This window comes from Achromobacter xylosoxidans A8 (genome assembly GCF_000165835.1).
Classification (GTDB): Bacteria; Pseudomonadota; Gammaproteobacteria; order Burkholderiales; family Burkholderiaceae_B; genus Achromobacter; species Achromobacter xylosoxidans_B.
This window is the reverse complement of the sequence record NC_014640.1, coordinates 5412770-5429313: the sequence shown is the minus strand read 5'-3', so window position 1 is coordinate 5429313 and position 16544 is coordinate 5412770. Positions and strand designations below refer to the sequence as shown.

Genomic DNA, 16544 nt, shown 5'->3' with positions numbered 1-16544 from the left:
GTTCGTTCACCGGACAGCTCGGCAACCTTCTGGAACAGCGGCCTGTTCTCCGGGTTTCCACTAGGCGCCGTTGCGTTGTTCACGCCGTGGACATGGCTTAATCTGGCGGCCGGCCCAGTAAGGCAGGGCTCGGTTTCAAACGCAGCCGGCTTACAAGCCGGCGCGGCATCCCTCTCAGGAGTAGCGACCATGAAGCGTTCCATCTTGTTTGCAGCCAGCGCTCTTGCCCTGGCCTGCGCATCCCAGGCAGCGGTGGCAGGGCCCACCCTCGATGCCGTGAAGAAAAAAGGATTCGTGCAATGCGGCCTGACCGACGGCGTATCCGGCTTTTCGGCCACCAACAGCAAGGGCGAATGGGAAGGCATGGACGTGGACATCTGCCGCGCGGTTGCGGCGGCCGTGTTCGGTGATCCGACCAAATTCAAGGGCACGCCGCTGTCCACGCAGCAACGCTTCACGGCGCTGCAATCGGGCGAAGTGGACGTGCTGCTGCGCACCGTCACCTTGACGCAGACCCGCGACACCTCGCTGGGCCTGGCGGCGGTGGCCGCCAGCTTCTACGACGGCCAGGGCATCCTGGTGAACAAGAAGCTGGGCGTCAAAAGCGCCAAGGAGCTCAACGGCGCCACGGTCTGCGTGCAGCCGGGCACCACTACCGAACTCAACCTGGCCGACTGGTTCCGCACCAACAACATCGAGTTCAAGCCGGTGGTGATCGACAAGGTGACCGAGGTCGTGCGCGCCTTCGAGTCGGGCCGCTGCGACGCTTTCACCGACGATTCCTCGCAACTGGCCGCGGTGCGGGCCACGCAGGTCGCCAAGCCGGACGACTACGAGATCCTGCCGGAGCGCTTCTCCAAGGAGCCGCTGGGCCCCATGGTGCGCCAAGGCGACGAGAACTGGCTGGGCATCGTGCGCTGGACGCTGTTCGCGCTGATGGAAGCCGAGGAATACGGCATCACGCAGAAGAACGTGGATGAAATGCTCAAGAGCAACAACCCCAATATTGCGCGCATCCTGGGCGTGACGCCGGGCGCGGGCAAGAACATGGGGCTGGATGAAAAGTGGGCCTACAACGCCATCAAGGCGGTGGGCAACTACAGCGAAGTGTTCGAGCGCAACGTGGGCAAGGACAGCAAGCTTGGCCTGCAACGCGGCACCAACGCGCTGTGGAACAAGGGCGGCGCCATGTATCCGTGGCCGATCCGTTAAGGTTCGCGCCCCGTCAAGACGGCCCGGTATTCCGGGCCGTTTTTTTATGGCATCGCCACGCGATACGTTCGCACCGTAATGCGGTACGCTATGCGCTTTCCACTGGACGCCCCACGCGCCATGACGCAGACCCGAAACGCCGAGGATTCCCCATTGTTCATCGCCGCGCTGGCACGCGGCGTCTCCGTCCTGCGGGCCTTCAGCGAGGGGCAGCCGGCCATGACCCTGCCGGAATTGGCGGAAGCGACGGGCCTGAGCAAGAGTTCGGTGCAGCGCTTCACCCATACCCTGTGGACCTTGGGCTACCTGCGCAAGGATCCCCTGAGCAAGAAGTTCTCGCTGGGGCCCTGGTCGTTGGAACTGGGCATGAAGTATGTGCAGACCAGCCCGCTGGTGCTGGGCGGCAATCCTTTCCTGCATACGCTCAACCGCAACAGCCAGGAAACCTGCAGCCTGGCCGAGCCCGATGGCCTGGACATGGTCTACGTGGCGCGCTTTGCCACCCACAAGGAAATGTTCGTGAACATGCCGGTCGGCATGCGGCTGCCGCTGTATTGCACGGCGGCGGGCAGGGCGGTGCTGGCCAGGCTGGATCCCGTGGTCGCGCGCGGCCTCCTGGAGCGCTGCGACCGTAAGTCCTATACGGCGGCCACCATCACGGATATGGACGCGCTCCTGTCCGAGCTGGAGTTCGCGCGGCGCCACGGCTATGCACGCTCCAACGGCGAGTTCTATCCGGGGGACATCACGGTCAGCGCCGCGGTGCTGGATGCGGGCGGCACGCCGATAGGGGCGGTCAACGTGTCGGTTCCGTCCAGCCGCTGGTCGTTCGAGCAGGCGCAGGCGGTGTTCGGCCCGCAAGTGGTGGAAACGGCGCACGCCATCAGCGCGTCGCGCACGCTGGGACGGTCGCGTCCCTACTACGAAATGGAGCCGCCGGGCGGCGCCTTGCGCGACGCCATGCCGTTCGCCAGCGACGACGCCTAAGTCCTGCCCAAGCCCCGCGCCAGCGCCTGCGCGCGGATGCGCTGAGCGTTTTATTCATACTAAATTAGTCGGATATAAAAATGCCGATTAGGGGAAAATCCCTAATTGGCCGGGTGCTTGTATGCGCGCTAATCTTATTTCGACACGATCATATCGCACAGCGATTTGATCGAATCTAAATAATGATCCCGAGTGATCTTGGGTACGCGTCGTCACACAGGAGCCGAGTTGTGCAGCAGCCAGCCGAAGTCTGTTTTCATCCCGTCGCCGGGTTCATGGGCCTGCCTTCCGTTCGCGCCGCCGGCTCGGGCGCGGCGCGGGCCTGCGTGGTGGGCATTCCCTTTGATTGCGGCACGCATCCGTTCCGGGTCGGCTCGCGCCAGGGGCCGGACGCGATCCGCGAGCAATCCAGGCTGTTGCGGCCCATCGACATCTTCCGGCGCCACGGCATCGATAACCCGCCGGAGTTCCTGCGCGCCATCGATGTGGGCAACGTGGCCTGCCATCCGGGCGATCCGGACGCATCCTATCCGCTGATCGAGGCCGGCATCGGCGCCATCCTGGATTCGGGCGCCATTCCCATTTCCATGGGGGGCGACGGCGCGGTCACCTTGCCGCAGCTGCGCGCCGTGGCGCGCCGCCATCCGGATTTCGTGGTGCTGCATTTCGATTCGCACACCGACACCTACCCCATTCCTGGCTACAACACGGCCACCACGTTCACGCGCGCCGCCGAAGAGGGGCTGCTGGACGTGGCGTCCAGCTTCCACGTCGGCACGCGCGGCAGTTCCTTCATGCCGGGCGTATTGGAGTTCGGGCGCGAGGTCGGGTACACGATCCTGCCTTACGACGATTTCGATCAGGACCAGAAGGGCGCGCTGGAACAGATCAAGCAGCGCATCGGCCAGCGTCCGGTGTACCTGTGCTTCGACATGGACATCTTCGATCCCTCCTGCGCGCCGGGCGTGTGCACGCCGGAGTGGGGCGGACTGACGGCCAAGGAAGGGTTGGCGTTGCTGCGCCAGCTCGCGGGCCTGAACTTCGTGGCGTTCGACGTCAACACCGTGTCGCCGCCGCAAGACGTGCAGGGAGCCACGGCCTTCCTGGCCGCCACCGTCATGCAGGAATTCTGCGCGCTGGCGGCGGTAGCGGTGCAGCAGTATCCGCAAGGGCGTCCGGCCTGAGCCGGGTCCGCCACGCCGATAACTTCATTCAAGGGGAAAACGATGAAACTCAAATCCATCCTGTTGAGCCTGGCCGCTGCCAGCCTGCTGGTCCATGCCGGCGCGCAGGCGCGCACGCTGGACGAGGTCCGCGCGGACCAGAGCCTGAACGTGGTCACCACGGCATCCGCACCGCCGCACGGCTTCAAGAATCCGAAGTCGAACCAGCTGGAGGGCATCATGGTGGACGTAGCCGCAGGCGTGGCCAAGCACCTCAAGGTGTCGGACAAGCTATCCGATGTGCCGTTCTCCGGCTTGATTCCCACGCTGACCTCGGGCCGCGCCGACGTCATGTCCGCGCCGCTCTTCATCACCGAGGAACGCGCCCGCGCCATCGATTTCTCGGCGCCGGTCTATGAATGGGGCGAGGGCATCGTGGTCAGCGACAAGGCCGACAAAAAGTACGCCAAGTTCGAGGACATGAAAGGCCAGCGCGTCGGCGTGCTGGTGGACTCGGTGCAGTTCAACATGATCAAGGACATGCCCGGCACCAAGGTATCCACTTACCAGGACTACTCCACGCTGCTGGCCGATGTGCGCGCCGGCCGCATCGACCTGGGCATCGTGGATCCGCCCAGCATCATCTACCAGATCAAGACCAAGAACATCCCGGGCGTGAAGCTGGATACGGGCTACCAGCCGCAGCGCAAGTGGCAGGTGGGCATGGCGGTGCAGAAGGGCAATGCCGCGCTGCTGGAGGCCGTCAACAGCGCACTGGCGCAGATGAAGCAGAACGGCGAGCTCGCCGCCATCGGGCAGAAGTGGGGCGTGGCCGACCTGATGAGCAAGTAACGCCGCACCGGCACGGATAAGGAGCACGACTTGGATCTCGCGACCCTGCGCATGTACCTGGCCCCCCTTGCCGAAGGGACGGTCTGGACCCTGGCGCTGTTTTTCTGTTCGGCATTCCTGGCGGTGGCCCTGGGCCTGCTCGTCTGTCTGTGCCGCCTGTCGCCATCGCGGCTGCTCAGCCGCGGCGCGCGTTTCTACATCGACGTGATACGCGGCACGCCGCTGCTGCTGCAGCTGTTCTACATCTACTACGGCCTGCCCGAGATGGGCGTGGTCATCAACGGTTTCGTCGCCGGCGTGCTGGGGCTGACGCTGAACTTCGGCGCCTATCTGGCGGAGCTGTTCCGCAGCGGCATCCAGTCGGTAGATAGCGGCCAGTACGAGGCGGCGCGCGCGCTGGGCCTGGGCAAGGTGCAGCGGCTGCGCCGCATCGTACTGCCGCAGGCGTTGCGCACCGTGTTCCCGGCGCTGGGCAATTACGCGCTGGTGCTGATCAAGGAAACCTCGCTGGTAGCCGTCATCAGCGTCTATGAACTGATGCGCGCGGGCGAAATGCTGGCGGGCGCCACCTTTCAGGCGTTGACCGTCTACACCATGGTGGGCGTCATCTACTTCGCCATGTGCAGCGTGCTGGCGTACCTGTTCCGCCGTTCCGAAAAGCGCTTGACCGTGCCGGGGTACTGGAGCGGCGCGGGCGAAAACCACGACATTTCCAAGGCCTGATGCGATGGATGGATTGAACTACGCCGCCCCTATCATCACCATGCAGGGCGTATGCAAATGGTATGGCGACTTCAAGGTACTGGACGACCTGGCGCTGGAGGTGCTGCCCGGAGAAAAACTGATCCTGTGCGGGCCGTCCGGTTCCGGCAAGTCCACCACCATCAGGCTGATGAACCGCCTGGAGGAACACCAGAAGGGCCGCATCGTGGTCGACGGCATCGAACTGAACGACGACCTGAAGAACATCGAACGCATCCGTGCAGAGGTTGGCATGGTGTTCCAGCACTTCAACCTGTTCCCGCATCTGACCGTATTGGATAACTGCACGCTGGCGCCGATGCTGGTGAAAGGCGTGCCGCGCGAGGAGGCCGAAGCGCGCGCCATGGAATACCTGGAGCGGGTGAAGATCCCGCAGCACGCGTCCAAGTATCCGGGTCAGCTGTCCGGCGGCCAGAAGCAGCGCGTGGCGATCGCGCGGGCCCTGTGCATGCGGCCCAAGATCATGCTGTTCGATGAGCCCACTTCCGCGCTGGATCCGGAGATGGTCAAAGAGGTGCTGGACACCATGGTGGCGCTGGCCAGCGACGGCATGACCATGGTGTGCGTCACGCACGAGATGGGCTTTGCGCGCGAGGTCGGCGACCGGGTGGTTTTCATGGACCAGGGGGCGATCGTCGAAGCGGACACGCCGGACAATTTCTTCCGCGCGCCGCGCACCGAGCGCGCGCAGGCCTTCCTTGGGCAGATACTGGGCTGAGGATGCCCCTGCAAATTCCGCTTGGCGGAACCTGCGGAATGGTTCCATGACGACGGCCTGAAATGGCTCTAGCCGGTTTCGGCTACGCTACCTATCATGCATGTCATGCGGGCGCACATGCGCCCATGCACCGCCCATGGAAAATGATCAGGGAAAAACGATGAACGGCGCTGATAGTCTTTGCGATACCTTGCTGGCCAACGATGTGGATGTTTGCTTCGCGAACCCGGGCACATCTGAAATGCACTTTGTCGCGGCATTGGATCGCAAACCGAAGATGCGTTGCGTGCTGGGCCTGTTCGAAGGCGTGGTGACGGGCGCGGCCGACGGCTACGCGCGCATGGCCGACAAGCCTGCCGCCACCCTGCTGCATCTGGGCCCCGGGCTGGGCAACGGCCTGGCCAACCTGCACAACGCCAAGCGCGCCCGCACGCCCATGGTCAACATCGTGGGTGACCACGCCACCTATCACGTCCAGTACGACGCGCCGCTGACCAGCGACGTCGAGGGCGTCGCGCGTCCGATGTCGCACTGGGTCAAGCGCACCATGCAGGCCGCCGACCTGTCCGCCGATGCCGCCGAGGCCGTGAGCGTGGCGCGCCGTTCGCCCGGCAATATCGCCACGCTGATCCTGCCGGCCGACGCGGCCTGGACGGATCTGCCGGAAAACACCGCGCCGGTGTTGGCCAAGGGCGAGGCCTTGGCCCAGACCTCGGCCGAGGCGGTGCGCGCGGCGGCCGCCGCGATCCGATCGGGCGAAGTCACGACCCTGATGCTGGGCGGCACCGCACTGCGCGAGCGCGCGCTGAACGCCGCCGGCCGCATCGCGCGCGCCACCGGCGTGCGGCTGGTATCGGAAACCTCGAACCGCCGCATCGAGCGCGGCGGCGCGCGCACGCCGGTGGATCGCCTGCCGTATCCCATCGACCTGGCGGTGGCCAAACTGAAGGATGTGCGCCATCTGGTACTGGTGGGCGCGAAGGCGCCGGTCGGCTTTTTCGCGTATCCCGGCAAGCCCAGCCTGTTGGCGCCGCCCGATTGCAAGCAGGTGGTGCTGGGCACGCCCGAGCAGGACCTGGCGCATGCGCTGGAGTGGCTGGCCGACGAACTCGGCATTGCTCAGGACGCGCCGCGCTTGGCGGCGGCTCCGGCCAACTACGAGGTGCCGCAGTCCGGCAAGCTGACCGGCGCCGCCGTCAACGTGCTGGTCGCGCATCATCTGCCCGAGCAAGCCATTGTCTGCGACGAGTCCATCACCCAGGGCCGCGAGTTTCCCATCTACAGCGCCAGCAGCGCGCCGCACGACTGGCTGATGCTGACGGGCGGCGCCATCGGCATCGGCCTGCCCCTGGCGACCGGCGCCGCGGTCGCCTGCCCCGACCGCAAGGTCGTCACCCTGCAGGCCGACGGCAGCGGCATGTACACCTTGCAGGCGCTGTGGACGCAGGCGCGCGAGAACCTGGACTGCCTGACGGTGATCCTGGCCAACCGTTCCTACGCCACGCTGCACGGCGAGATGAAGAACGTGGGCGTGCTGGAGCCGGGCCGCAACGCCCGCCGCATGCTGGACCTTGAGGAACCGTATCTGGACTGGACGCATCTGGCGCGCGGCATGGGCGTGGAAGCGGTCAGCGTGGACACGGTGGAAGGATTCGCGCGCGCGCTGCAGGAAGGCCTGAAGCGCCGTGGCCCGTTCCTGATCGAAGCGGTGATCTGAACGGTCCGCGCGCCTCAGTTCAGGAAATAGCCGGGCTGGGGCGCGGCGATGACGGCGCGGTATTCGTCGAGCAGCAGTTCGGCGTGCCGCGTCAGAGGCCGTATGCGCGAGCGCACAATGCGCGAATGGATCAGCAGGCTGGGACGGAAAGGCCTGACCACGAACTGGTCTTCGGGAAAAGGCACGATGGCGGCGGGCTCCACCAGGCCCACGCCCACGCCCGCGCGTATCAGCGCCAGCAGCGCCGCCGAGGAGGTCACCTCGACTGACACCGGCATGTGCAGGCCGGCCTCGGAGAACGCGATCTCCAGGAAACTCCCGAAATTCGTCTGCGGGCCGTACGAGAGGAAGGTCTCGGATTTCAGGTCCTGCGCCGTGACGTGATCCAGGCCGGCATAGCGGTGGCCGCGAGCGGCGACGCAGACCAGGTGCTGTGGGCCGAGATCTTCGTTGTGCGTGTCGGGCGAGGCGGTGATGTCATGCACCAGGCCGAAATCCGCCTGTCCATTCAGCACGCGGTCGACGACCGGCTGGTTGGCCAGGATTTCCAGCGTAACGGTGATGCCGGGGTGGCGTTCGCGCAAGTGTTTGACCGCTTGCGGAATGAAGGTCGCTGCCTGCGTGGGTATGGCGGCCACGGTGACGTTGCCGTGGTCCGGATTGGCAAGGCTGCCGATCAGGCGCTGCACCACGCCATAGGATCCGTAGAGATGCTCCACGCTTTCCTGCAACCGCAGCGCTTGCGGCGTCGGCACCAGGCGCTGGTGCGCGCGTTCGAACAGCAGCAGGCCCGTGTCGTCCTCGAGCTGGCGCAGCATCTTGCTGGCTGCGGATTGCGTCATGCCCAACAGCTTTGCCGCGCGCGACACCGAGCCTGAAATCATGATGGCGTTGAATACCCCCAATTGCGCGAAGCTGGGTTCGCGCGGTTCGTGGGATCTGGCCAGTCCGAGATGCGAGCGAGGGCTCATGAGCAAGAGGGCCTAGGGGGAAGTACGGATAGGTGCAAAGCTCATATATTGCATGAAAGAAATGGCGCCGTCATCATGCCCGCTCCCTTATCCCCAACAGGAGCAAGCCGATGAAGACGCCTACGCAAGACCCTTGCCTGACCGATGCGGCGCGCCTTGCGCTGAGCGATCCCTCGTTGAGTTCCGCGCACCGCCGCCAGTTGCTGGCCTTGCTGGGTGCGGCTGGCGTTTCAGCCATGTTGCCGCTGGGCCGCGCGCGCGCCGATGCGGGCAAGATCGTCGTCTGCAACTGGGGCGGGGACGCCATCAAGCACCAGCCTACCGTATGGGGCAAGCCCTTTGAAAAGGCGAGCGGCACCAAGGTCGAGTTCGATGGCACCGGCCCTTCGTTCGGCAAGATCCGCACCATGGTGGAATCGAAGAACGTAGTCTGGGACGTGTGCGACGCCAATCTTGCCGCGGCGCATTCGCTGGGCAAGCGCGGCTATCTGGAACCGATCGACTACACGATCGTCGACCGCAATAAGGTGCGGCCCGGTTTCAGCAGCGAGTACGGGATCTCGCATTTCATCTACAGCTTTGTGCTGGCGTATGACAAGAAGGCCTTCGGCGATCGCGTGCCCCGGACCTGGGCCGATTTCTGGAACACGAAAGACTTTCCTGGAACGCGCATCTTGCCGGACCGCGTGCTGGCCTCGCTGGAGGCCGCGCTGATGGCCGATGGCGTGCCCGCGGAGGCGGCTAAGATCTATCCCATCGACGAGAAGCGCGCGCTGGACAAGATCGCGGCGATCAAGGAGCACGCGATCTTCTGGAAGACGGGGGCCGAGAGCCAGCAATTGCTGCGGCAAGGCGAGGCCAGCATGGGACTGGTGTGGCATACCCGCGCGACCGTGATGCGGCGGGAACCCGGCTCGACCATCGATTTCACCTGGAACCAGGGCATCCTGATTCCCGCAGGCTGGCTGGTGCCCAAGGGCAACCCGGCCGGGCGCAAGGTGTTCGACTTCATCGCCTCGACGCAATCGCCGGAAAGCCAGATCGAGTTGTTGCGGCTGATGGGCAACGGGCCGGCCAACCCCGCGGCGAATGCGCTAGTTCCGCCGGAACTGCGCAAGGACAACCCCACCGACGATGACAATTTCCGTCAGCAGATCGTGGCGGATGCGACCTGGCATGGCGAGAACCAGGACCGCATCTACAACGAATACGTCAAAGTCATCACGGGTTGAGCCGCCAACATGAGCGCATACGCGGATATGGTGTTGCATGGCGGCCGCATCGCCACGCTCGATGAAACCCTGGGCGTCGTGTCGGCGCTGGCGATACGACACGGCCGCGTGGTCGGCGCGGGCACGGACGCGGACTGCCTGGCGCTGGCCGGGCCCGCCACGGCGAAGATCGACCTGGACGGCGCCTTCGCCATGCCGGGGATCAATGACAGCCATTGCCATCCGGACGGACAGGCGGTCAAGGCCGGACGCTGGGACGATCTTTCCGGCATCGGTTCGCCAGCGGCGTTGCTGTGGCGCATCGCGGCATTCCACGGCAGCGCGCCAGCAGGCGCCTGGTACCTGGGATTTCGCCTGGACGAGAACGATATCGGCGGCTATCCCTCGCGGGCGGCGCTGGACGCGGCGGCGCCGGGACGGCCGGTATTTCTGCTGCGACGGGATGCGCAAGTAGGCGTGGCCAACAAGGCCGCGTTCGACGGCCTCGCGGCCAGCGGCCTGGCGCGCACGGTTCCGGAGCATTGCCTGAACCCGGCCGAGGGCATGGCGCGGGGCCGTGGCGTTTTCGCCTTCACGACGCATATCGCGGCGGGCGACCGGGTGGACGACTACCTCGAAGGCTATCCGGCGATTTTCGGCGAGATGGCCAGGGTGGGTATCACCAGCGTGCACAACGCCCTGACCAGCGCCCTGGCGATGCAGGCGTACCGCCAGCTGCATGCGGCGGGAAAGCTGCCCGTGCGCGTGGGCATGATGCTCAACGGGCGCGACGAAGCCTTGGTCGACGATGTCATCCGGTCGGGCCTGCGCTTTGGCTTTGGCGATGAATACCTGCACCTGCTCGGCGTGGAGTATGGATCGGACGGCAGCACCAGCGGCCGCACCGCTGCGTACTACCGGCCCTATGCTGCCCTGGCAGGCAAGACGGATGCCCCGCAGGAATTCGGCGACGTGAATTTCTCCGCCGAGGAGCTGGCCTTCAAGGTGGGCCGGGTCATGGCCGCGGGCCTGCAGGCGGCGGCCACCGGCAACGGCGACCGCGGCATCGATTTCGCGCTCGATGCGTTCGAGCATGCGCTTGCCATGCATCCCGGCGCGGTGCCGCCGCGCATCGAACATTGCTGCTGCGCGCCGCCCGCGATCCAGGCGCGCATGGCGCGCCTGGGCGTGATCGATTCCTCGGCGGCAGGTTTTGCCTACAACCTGGGCGACGCCTATCTGCGCAACCGGCCCGAATCGGACTGGCCTTGGCTGTGGCCGCACCGCGACATGCTGGATCGGGGGGTGCTGGTCTGCGGGCATTCGGACGCGCCGGTATGCGACCGCAATCCCTTCCTGGGCATGTGGTCGATGGTCAATCGCAAGACCGCCTCGGGGGCCGGGATCGGCGCTGCGCAGGCGATTTCGGTGGACGAGGCCATGCGTTGCTACACCGTCAATCCGGCGCGGGCCGAGCGCCAGTACGCAAGCAAGGGCACGCTGGCGCCGGGCAAGCTGGCCGACCTGATCGTGCTGGACCGTGACCTGTATCGCATTCCCGCTGACCAGATCAAGGAGGCCGCGGTGCGCGCCACGCTGGTCGGCGGCCGCGCCGTATTCCGTTCGCCGCTTGCATCGTGGGCGGATCAACTTCCCGAGGAGGACTGAACCCATGCAGCGCTCGCTTCCCGCCGTGCTGGTTCTGCCCGTGGTGTTGCTGGTCGGAGGTTTGTTCCTGCTGCCGGTCCTGCGCATCCTGGCGATCAGCTTCACCGAGCCCGTCGCGGGCATCGGCAATTATGTGGCGCTGTTCACAGAACCGCTCTATCTGAAGATCATGGCCACCACGGCCAGGGTATGCATCTGGACCACGGTCATTGCCCTGACGCTGGGCTACGTGGTGGCCTATGTCATGGCCAACGTGCCTGAGCAGGTGCGCAGCTGGATGACGATATGCCTGTTGGTGCCGTTCTGGCTGTCGGTGCTGGTGCGGGCGTTTGCCTGGGTTCTGTTGTTGTCGAAGGAGGGCGTGGTCAATGCGACGCTGATGGCGCTGGGGCTGATCGACCGGCCGCTGGCGCTGTTGCGCAACGAGACCGGCGTGCTGATAGGCATGGTGCACTACATGATTCCCTACGCGGTGTTGCCGATGCTGACCAACATGCTGGGCATGGACCGGTCGTTGATGGCGGCCTCGCGCGCGCTGGGAGCCGGACCGGTGCAGACCTTCCTGCGCGTGTACCTGCCGCTGTCCCTGCCGGGCGTGTTGGCAGCGGCGGTGCTGGTCTTCATCTTCTGCTTGGGGTTCTTCATCACGCCGGCCTTGCTGGGCGGAGGAAAGACCGTGATGGTGGCGCAGTACATCGAGTTCGGCATCAGTGAAACCATGAACTGGGGAATCTCGACCGCGTTCGCCAGCGCCTTGCTGGTCACCGTGGTGCTGAGCTTGATCCTGATGTCGCGCTGTGTGCGCGTTCCTTCCCTGTTCGGTGCGCCATGAGCATACGTCCTTCATGGTGGTTCGCGGCGGCGGCCTTGGTCGCGGCACTGGTGCTGGCCTACCTTTTTCTGCCGGCGCTGGTGGTCATTCCCGTTTCGTTTACCGACCGCAGCTATCTGTCGTTTCCGGCGGAATCCTGGTCCTTGCAACACTATAGGCAACTGGTGGAAAGCCCGGTCTGGCGCGACAGCCTGCTGCAGAGCGTTGCCGTTTCGGCGGTTTCGACGCTTGCCGCCACCGCGCTGGGCTGCGCGGCCGCCATCGGTGCGTGGAAGCTGGGCGCGCGCATGGGCGGCCTGGTTCGCATGCTTGCCTTGCTGCCGCTGATCGTGCCCACCATCGTGGGCGCGCTGGCGTACTACCGCCTGTACATCGACCTGGGCTTGCTCGATACCTACACCGGGGTGGTACTGGCGCATGTCGTGGCCGCCACGCCCTTCGTGTTCGTGTCGGTCGGATCGGCCCTGGCCAATTTCGATCCGCGCCTGGAGCAGGCGGCCCGTTCCATGGGTGCGCGGCCCCTGCAAGTCCTGCGGCGCGTGACTTTGCCCGGCATCCGGCCCGGCATCGTTTCGGGCGCGATCTTCGCGTTCATCGTGTCCTGGGATGAACTGGTCGTGCTGCTCTTTATCACCACGCGCAACGTCTATCTGTTGCCGCGCGCGATGTGGGATGGAATCAACGAGAACGTCGATCCCACCATCGCGGCCGTGGCTACTTTGATGATCTTGATCACCTTCATCTGCCTGTGCGTCGAGCGCTTGCTTGCGCACCGGAAAGGAAAGCGGGAACCCTCATGAATCCGTCTCTTGCTTCATCTGAACCCCTGCTGCGCGTGCAGGGACTGCGCAAGTTGTTCGGCGCCACGGTGGCGCTGGATGGCGTCGATTTCTCGCTGGCTCCGGGAGAATTCCTCACGCTGCTGGGCCCGTCGGGATCCGGCAAGACGACCACCCTGATGTCGATCGCGGGCTTTGTCACGCCTACTGCGGGCGAGATCTTCCACAGGGGCGAACCGATCACGCGGCGTCAGCCCGAGGAGCGGGGTTTCGGCATGGTGTTCCAGGGCTATGCGCTGTTTCCCCACATGACGGTGGAACAGAATGTGAAGTTCCCCTTGTCGATACGCGGTGTATCCGCGGCCGAGGCGCGCAGCCGCGCCCGCGCCGCGCTCGAGCAGGTGCAGCTCGGCGCCTACGCGGCAAGATATCCCCGGCAGCTTTCGGGCGGGCAGCAGCAGCGCGTGGCGCTGGCGCGCGCGCTGGTGTACCGGCCCGACGCGCTGCTGCTGGACGAACCGCTATCCGCCCTGGATAAAAAGCTGCGCGCGGATCTGCAATGGGAACTGCGCAAGTTGAACAAGGAGTCCGGCGCGTCGTTCCTGTATGTGACGCACGACCAGGAAGAGGCCTTGTCCATGTCGGACCGCATCGTGATCTTCAACCACGGCCGCATCGCGCAGATCGGCTCGCCTTCTGAACTCTATGAGCGGCCGGCGAACCTGTTCGTGGCCGAGTTCCTGGGCCGCAGCAACGTGCTGGAAGGCACGGTGCGGTCCGTCGACCAGGACGGCGTGGCGGTGGACTACGAAGGGGGCACGATACAGGCGGGGGCCGTCAGCCGTGCGCATGCCGCCGGCGACAACGTGCGTCTGGTGGTGCGGCCGCACCAGTTACGCCTGGCGCCTGCGGGGCATCCCGGCCTGCAGGCCAAGGTAGAAGCGCTCAGCTATGCGGGCAATCTGCTCAACTACCTGTTGCGCACACCTCGCGGCACGCCGCTGTATCTGGAGTTGGTCGCCGGCGCGCCTGGTCTTGCGGACTTGCGGCCGGGAGGCGATGTAAGCGTGGTGCTGGACGCCGCGGCCGTCACGGTTCTGGATGCTGCGGAGCCGGCCTGACCTATACCCCCAGATAGCGCGTCAGCTGCTCCGGCTGCCGGGCCAGCGACGCGCTCTCGCCATCCTGCACGATCTGGCCTTTTTCCATCACCAGGCAGCGGTCGGTGTGTTCCAGCACCGCGCGGTAGTTGCGGTCCACGATCAGGGTGGACATGCCGCTGGTGCGGATCTGCCGGATGATCTTCCATATCTCGGCCACGATCAGCGGCGCGAGGCCCTCGGTAGCCTCGTCCAGGATCAGCAGTTCGGGGTTGGTCATCAGCGCCCGGCCTATGGCCAGCATCTGCTGTTCGCCGCCCGACAACTGCTGGCCGCCATGGCCCAGGCGTTCCTGCAGGCGTGGAAACACCTCCAGCACGCGTGCATAGGTCCATTCCTGGCGGCCGTCCCGGCCGGCGCGCGCCGCCACCTGCAGGTTCTCGCGCACGTTCAGGTTGGGAAAGATGCCGCGTCCTTCAGGCACGTAGGCCACGCCCATGCGGGCGATGGCATGCGGCTGCGCGCGGGTGCAGTCGCGCCCGTCCACCCGCACACTGCCCTGGGCGCTTTTGACGTGGCCCATCAGGCTGCGGATCAGCGTGGTCTTGCCCATGCCGTTGCGGCCCACCAGGCCGACGGATTCTCCCGGCGCGATATGCATGTCTATGCCGCGCAGCACGTGGCTGGCGCCGTAATAGACGTGCAGGCCGCCGGCTTCGATCAATGCGGTCATAGCGGGGCTCCATGCGTCTCTTCGCCGAGGTACGCGGTGCGCACGTCGGGGTTGGCGCGGATCTCGTCCGGCTTGCCGCTGGCGATGGCGGCGCCGTTGACCATGACGGTGATGGTTTCGGCGACGCGGAAGACCGCGTCCATGTCGTGTTCCACCAGCAGGATGGCGTGGCCGGGCTTGAGCGCTTCCAGCAGTTCCAGGATGCGGTCGGTTTCCTCCGGTCCCATGCCGGCCAGGGGTTCGTCCAGCAGCAGCACCTGCGGCTCGCCCGCCAGGCACATGGCGATTTCAAGCTGGCGCTTGCGGCCGTGCGGCAGCAGCCCGGCCTCGCGCGCGGCCTCGTCGGCCAGTCCGGTGCGTTCCAGCGCGTGGCGCGCAAGGTCCGCGCTGTGGCGGCATTCCGCGGCCGAGCGCCACCAATGCCAGAAGCGCTGGCGGCGCGCCTGGGCGGCCAGCCTGCAATTTTCGAACACGCTCAGTTCGGGAAAGATGGTGGACCGCTGGTAGCTGCGGCCCAGGCCGGCGCGGGCGCGGTCGGGCTGGCGCCAGGCGGTGATGTCGCGGCCGCCCAGCATCACCTGGCCGCTGCTGGGCGCGAGTTCGCCCGACAGGATGTTGATCAGCGTGGACTTGCCCGCGCCGTTGGTGCCGATGACGGCATGGACCTGGCCGCGTCGCAATTGCAGCGACACGCCGTTGACCGCCGTCAGGCCGCCGAAGCGGCGCGTGACCGCGCTGGCGGCAAGCAGGACGTCAGACATGGGGCTCTCCCTGGATGGGCAGGCGGGCAGGGGCCGGCGGACGGCCGGAAGGGGCCGTGTCCGGCTTGGGCGCGGCATTGCGGGCGGCGTCGTGGCCCGGGCTGGGCGCAGCGTTGCGCGCCGCGCGCCGCTGGCGCAACTGAGCCGGCAATCCGGCCAGGCCATTGGGCAGCAAGGCCACCAGTGCGATGATGGCGATGCCCAGGGGCAGGTGCCAATGGCGCGCGTAGTCGCCGAACAGTTCCTGCGACTGGAACAGTTCCTGCAGCAGCACCAGTGCCACGGTGCCCAGCACCGCGCCGCCCAGGCTGCCCATGCCACCCAGGATCACCATCAGCAGCACCAGGCCGGATTGTTCCCAGGCCAGCAGCTCGGGCGTGACGAAGCCGTCCTTCAGGGCGAATAGAAAGCCCGCCAGGCTGGCCAGCGTGGCGCCCACCACATAGGCGGCGAGTTTGTACGGATAGGTCGAGTAGCCGGCCGCGCGCATGCGCTGTTCGTTGATGCGGATGCCGGCCAGCGCAGCGCCGAAAGGCGAACGCCGCAGCAGCGCCAGAAAGCCCCAGGCCAGCGCCAGGCAGGCCAGCACGAAGAAATAGAAGGTCCGCGCGTCGCCCAGGTCGAACGGCATCCAGCCGCCCACGGACAGCTCGGGCCGGAAGTACAGATAGATGCCGTCGCTGCCGCCGCCAATCTTGGTGTCGTGGAAAACGTAATACGCCATCTGCGAGAAAGCCAGTGTGACCATGATGAAATACACGCCGCGGGTGCGCAGCGCCAGCGCGCCAGTCACGAGCGCATAGGCCGCGGCGGCGAGCAGCGCGGCCGGCAGCAGCCACCACAGGCCCGCGGCCTCGGATTCCGGCGACAGCAGTGCCGCGACGTAGGCGCCGATGCCGAAGAAGGCGGCATGGCCCAGGCTGACCAGTCCGGCGCCACCTACCAGCAGTTGCAGGCTGAGCGCGAAGATCGCGTAGATCATGATCTTGATCGCCAGGCCGGTGTAGTAGTCGCTGCCGTTCCAGGCAAAGGCGGCCAGGGCCAGCAGCGCCGCAATGGGCAATAGTCGGTTCAACAT

Annotated in this window: 16 protein-coding genes; 12 read left to right on the top strand and 4 right to left on the bottom strand. The window is 65.9% G+C overall.

The annotated features are described in order from the left end of the window. The first annotated feature begins 189 nt into the window (after nt 1-189). From AXYL_RS25015 to AXYL_RS24985, 7 genes are all read left to right on the top strand, one after another. Nucleotides 190-1212, top strand: coding sequence for an amino acid ABC transporter substrate-binding protein (locus tag AXYL_RS25015; RefSeq protein ID WP_013395664.1), 1023 nt, complete (start codon nt 190-192; stop codon nt 1210-1212). Nucleotides 1213-1332: 120 nt separating this feature from the next. Then, nucleotides 1333-2199: an IclR family transcriptional regulator gene (locus AXYL_RS25010; RefSeq protein ID WP_013395663.1), complete on the top strand. Its 867-nt coding sequence runs from the start codon at nt 1333-1335 to the stop codon at nt 2197-2199. 275 nt (nt 2200-2474) lie between these two features. Continuing rightward, entirely contained in the window at nt 2475-3383 is a 909-nt protein-coding gene (locus AXYL_RS25005) for an arginase family protein (protein ID WP_041656097.1), read from the top strand. A 42-nt stretch (nt 3384-3425) separates the two neighbouring features. Beyond that, a complete protein-coding gene (locus AXYL_RS25000) occupies nt 3426-4214 on the top strand; it encodes an ABC transporter substrate-binding protein (RefSeq protein ID WP_013395661.1) in 789 nt (262 codons plus the stop codon). 30 nt (nt 4215-4244) lie between these two features. Further along, nucleotides 4245-4937 (top strand): amino acid ABC transporter permease, encoded by a 693-nt coding sequence (locus tag AXYL_RS24995; protein ID WP_013395660.1) that lies wholly within the window; start codon nt 4245-4247, stop codon nt 4935-4937. Between the two features lie 4 nt (nt 4938-4941). After that, complete coding sequence (locus tag AXYL_RS24990; protein WP_013395659.1) at nt 4942-5694, top strand: amino acid ABC transporter ATP-binding protein; 753 nt, start codon at nt 4942-4944, stop codon at nt 5692-5694. A gap of 160 nt (nt 5695-5854) precedes the next feature. Beyond that, the gene (locus AXYL_RS24985; RefSeq protein WP_013395658.1) at nt 5855-7411 is read left to right on the top strand and encodes an acetolactate synthase large subunit; all 1557 of its coding nucleotides are present in this window, start codon (nt 5855-5857) and stop codon (nt 7409-7411) included. Nucleotides 7412-7425: 14 nt separating this feature from the next. Here AXYL_RS24985 and AXYL_RS24980 read toward each other — a convergent pair whose 3' ends face one another. Next, entirely contained in the window at nt 7426-8382 is a 957-nt protein-coding gene (locus AXYL_RS24980; RefSeq protein ID WP_013395657.1) for a LysR family transcriptional regulator, read from the bottom strand. A gap of 110 nt (nt 8383-8492) precedes the next feature. Here AXYL_RS24980 and AXYL_RS24975 point away from each other — a divergent pair, with 110 nt between their 5' ends. From AXYL_RS24975 to AXYL_RS24955, 5 genes are read left to right on the top strand one after another with little or no spacing between them, the layout of a single operon-like run. Further along, nucleotides 8493-9614: an ABC transporter substrate-binding protein gene (locus tag AXYL_RS24975; RefSeq protein ID WP_013395656.1), complete on the top strand. Its 1122-nt coding sequence runs from the start codon at nt 8493-8495 to the stop codon at nt 9612-9614. Between the two features lie 9 nt (nt 9615-9623). Further along, nucleotides 9624-11261, top strand: coding sequence for an amidohydrolase (locus tag AXYL_RS24970; RefSeq protein ID WP_013395655.1), 1638 nt, complete (start codon nt 9624-9626; stop codon nt 11259-11261). Between the two features lie 4 nt (nt 11262-11265). Then, complete coding sequence (locus AXYL_RS24965; protein WP_013395654.1) at nt 11266-12093, top strand: ABC transporter permease; 828 nt, start codon at nt 11266-11268, stop codon at nt 12091-12093. After that, nucleotides 12090-12893: an ABC transporter permease gene (locus tag AXYL_RS24960; protein ID WP_013395653.1), complete on the top strand. Its 804-nt coding sequence runs from the start codon at nt 12090-12092 to the stop codon at nt 12891-12893. The genes AXYL_RS24965 and AXYL_RS24960 overlap by 4 nt, the downstream gene beginning before the upstream one ends. Then, on the top strand, nt 12890-13993 hold the full coding sequence (locus AXYL_RS24955) for an ABC transporter ATP-binding protein (RefSeq protein ID WP_013395652.1): 1104 nt from the start codon (nt 12890-12892) through the stop codon (nt 13991-13993). The genes AXYL_RS24960 and AXYL_RS24955 overlap by 4 nt, the downstream gene beginning before the upstream one ends. A gap of 1 nt (nt 13994) precedes the next feature. On the opposite strand, the gene AXYL_RS24950 is transcribed toward AXYL_RS24955, so the two are convergent. Genes AXYL_RS24950 through AXYL_RS24940 form a run of 3 tightly spaced genes read right to left on the bottom strand, consistent with a single transcriptional unit; the run spans nt 13995 to nt 16544 of the window. Next, nucleotides 13995-14705, bottom strand: coding sequence for an ABC transporter ATP-binding protein (locus tag AXYL_RS24950; RefSeq protein ID WP_013395651.1), 711 nt, complete (start codon nt 14703-14705; stop codon nt 13995-13997). Further along, complete coding sequence (locus AXYL_RS24945; RefSeq protein ID WP_013395650.1) at nt 14702-15466, bottom strand: ABC transporter ATP-binding protein; 765 nt, start codon at nt 15464-15466, stop codon at nt 14702-14704. The genes AXYL_RS24950 and AXYL_RS24945 overlap by 4 nt, the downstream gene beginning before the upstream one ends. Continuing rightward, nucleotides 15459-16544 (bottom strand): branched-chain amino acid ABC transporter permease, encoded by a 1086-nt coding sequence (locus tag AXYL_RS24940; protein ID WP_013395649.1) that lies wholly within the window; start codon nt 16542-16544, stop codon nt 15459-15461. Before AXYL_RS24940 ends, AXYL_RS24945 begins: the two co-directional genes overlap by 8 nt.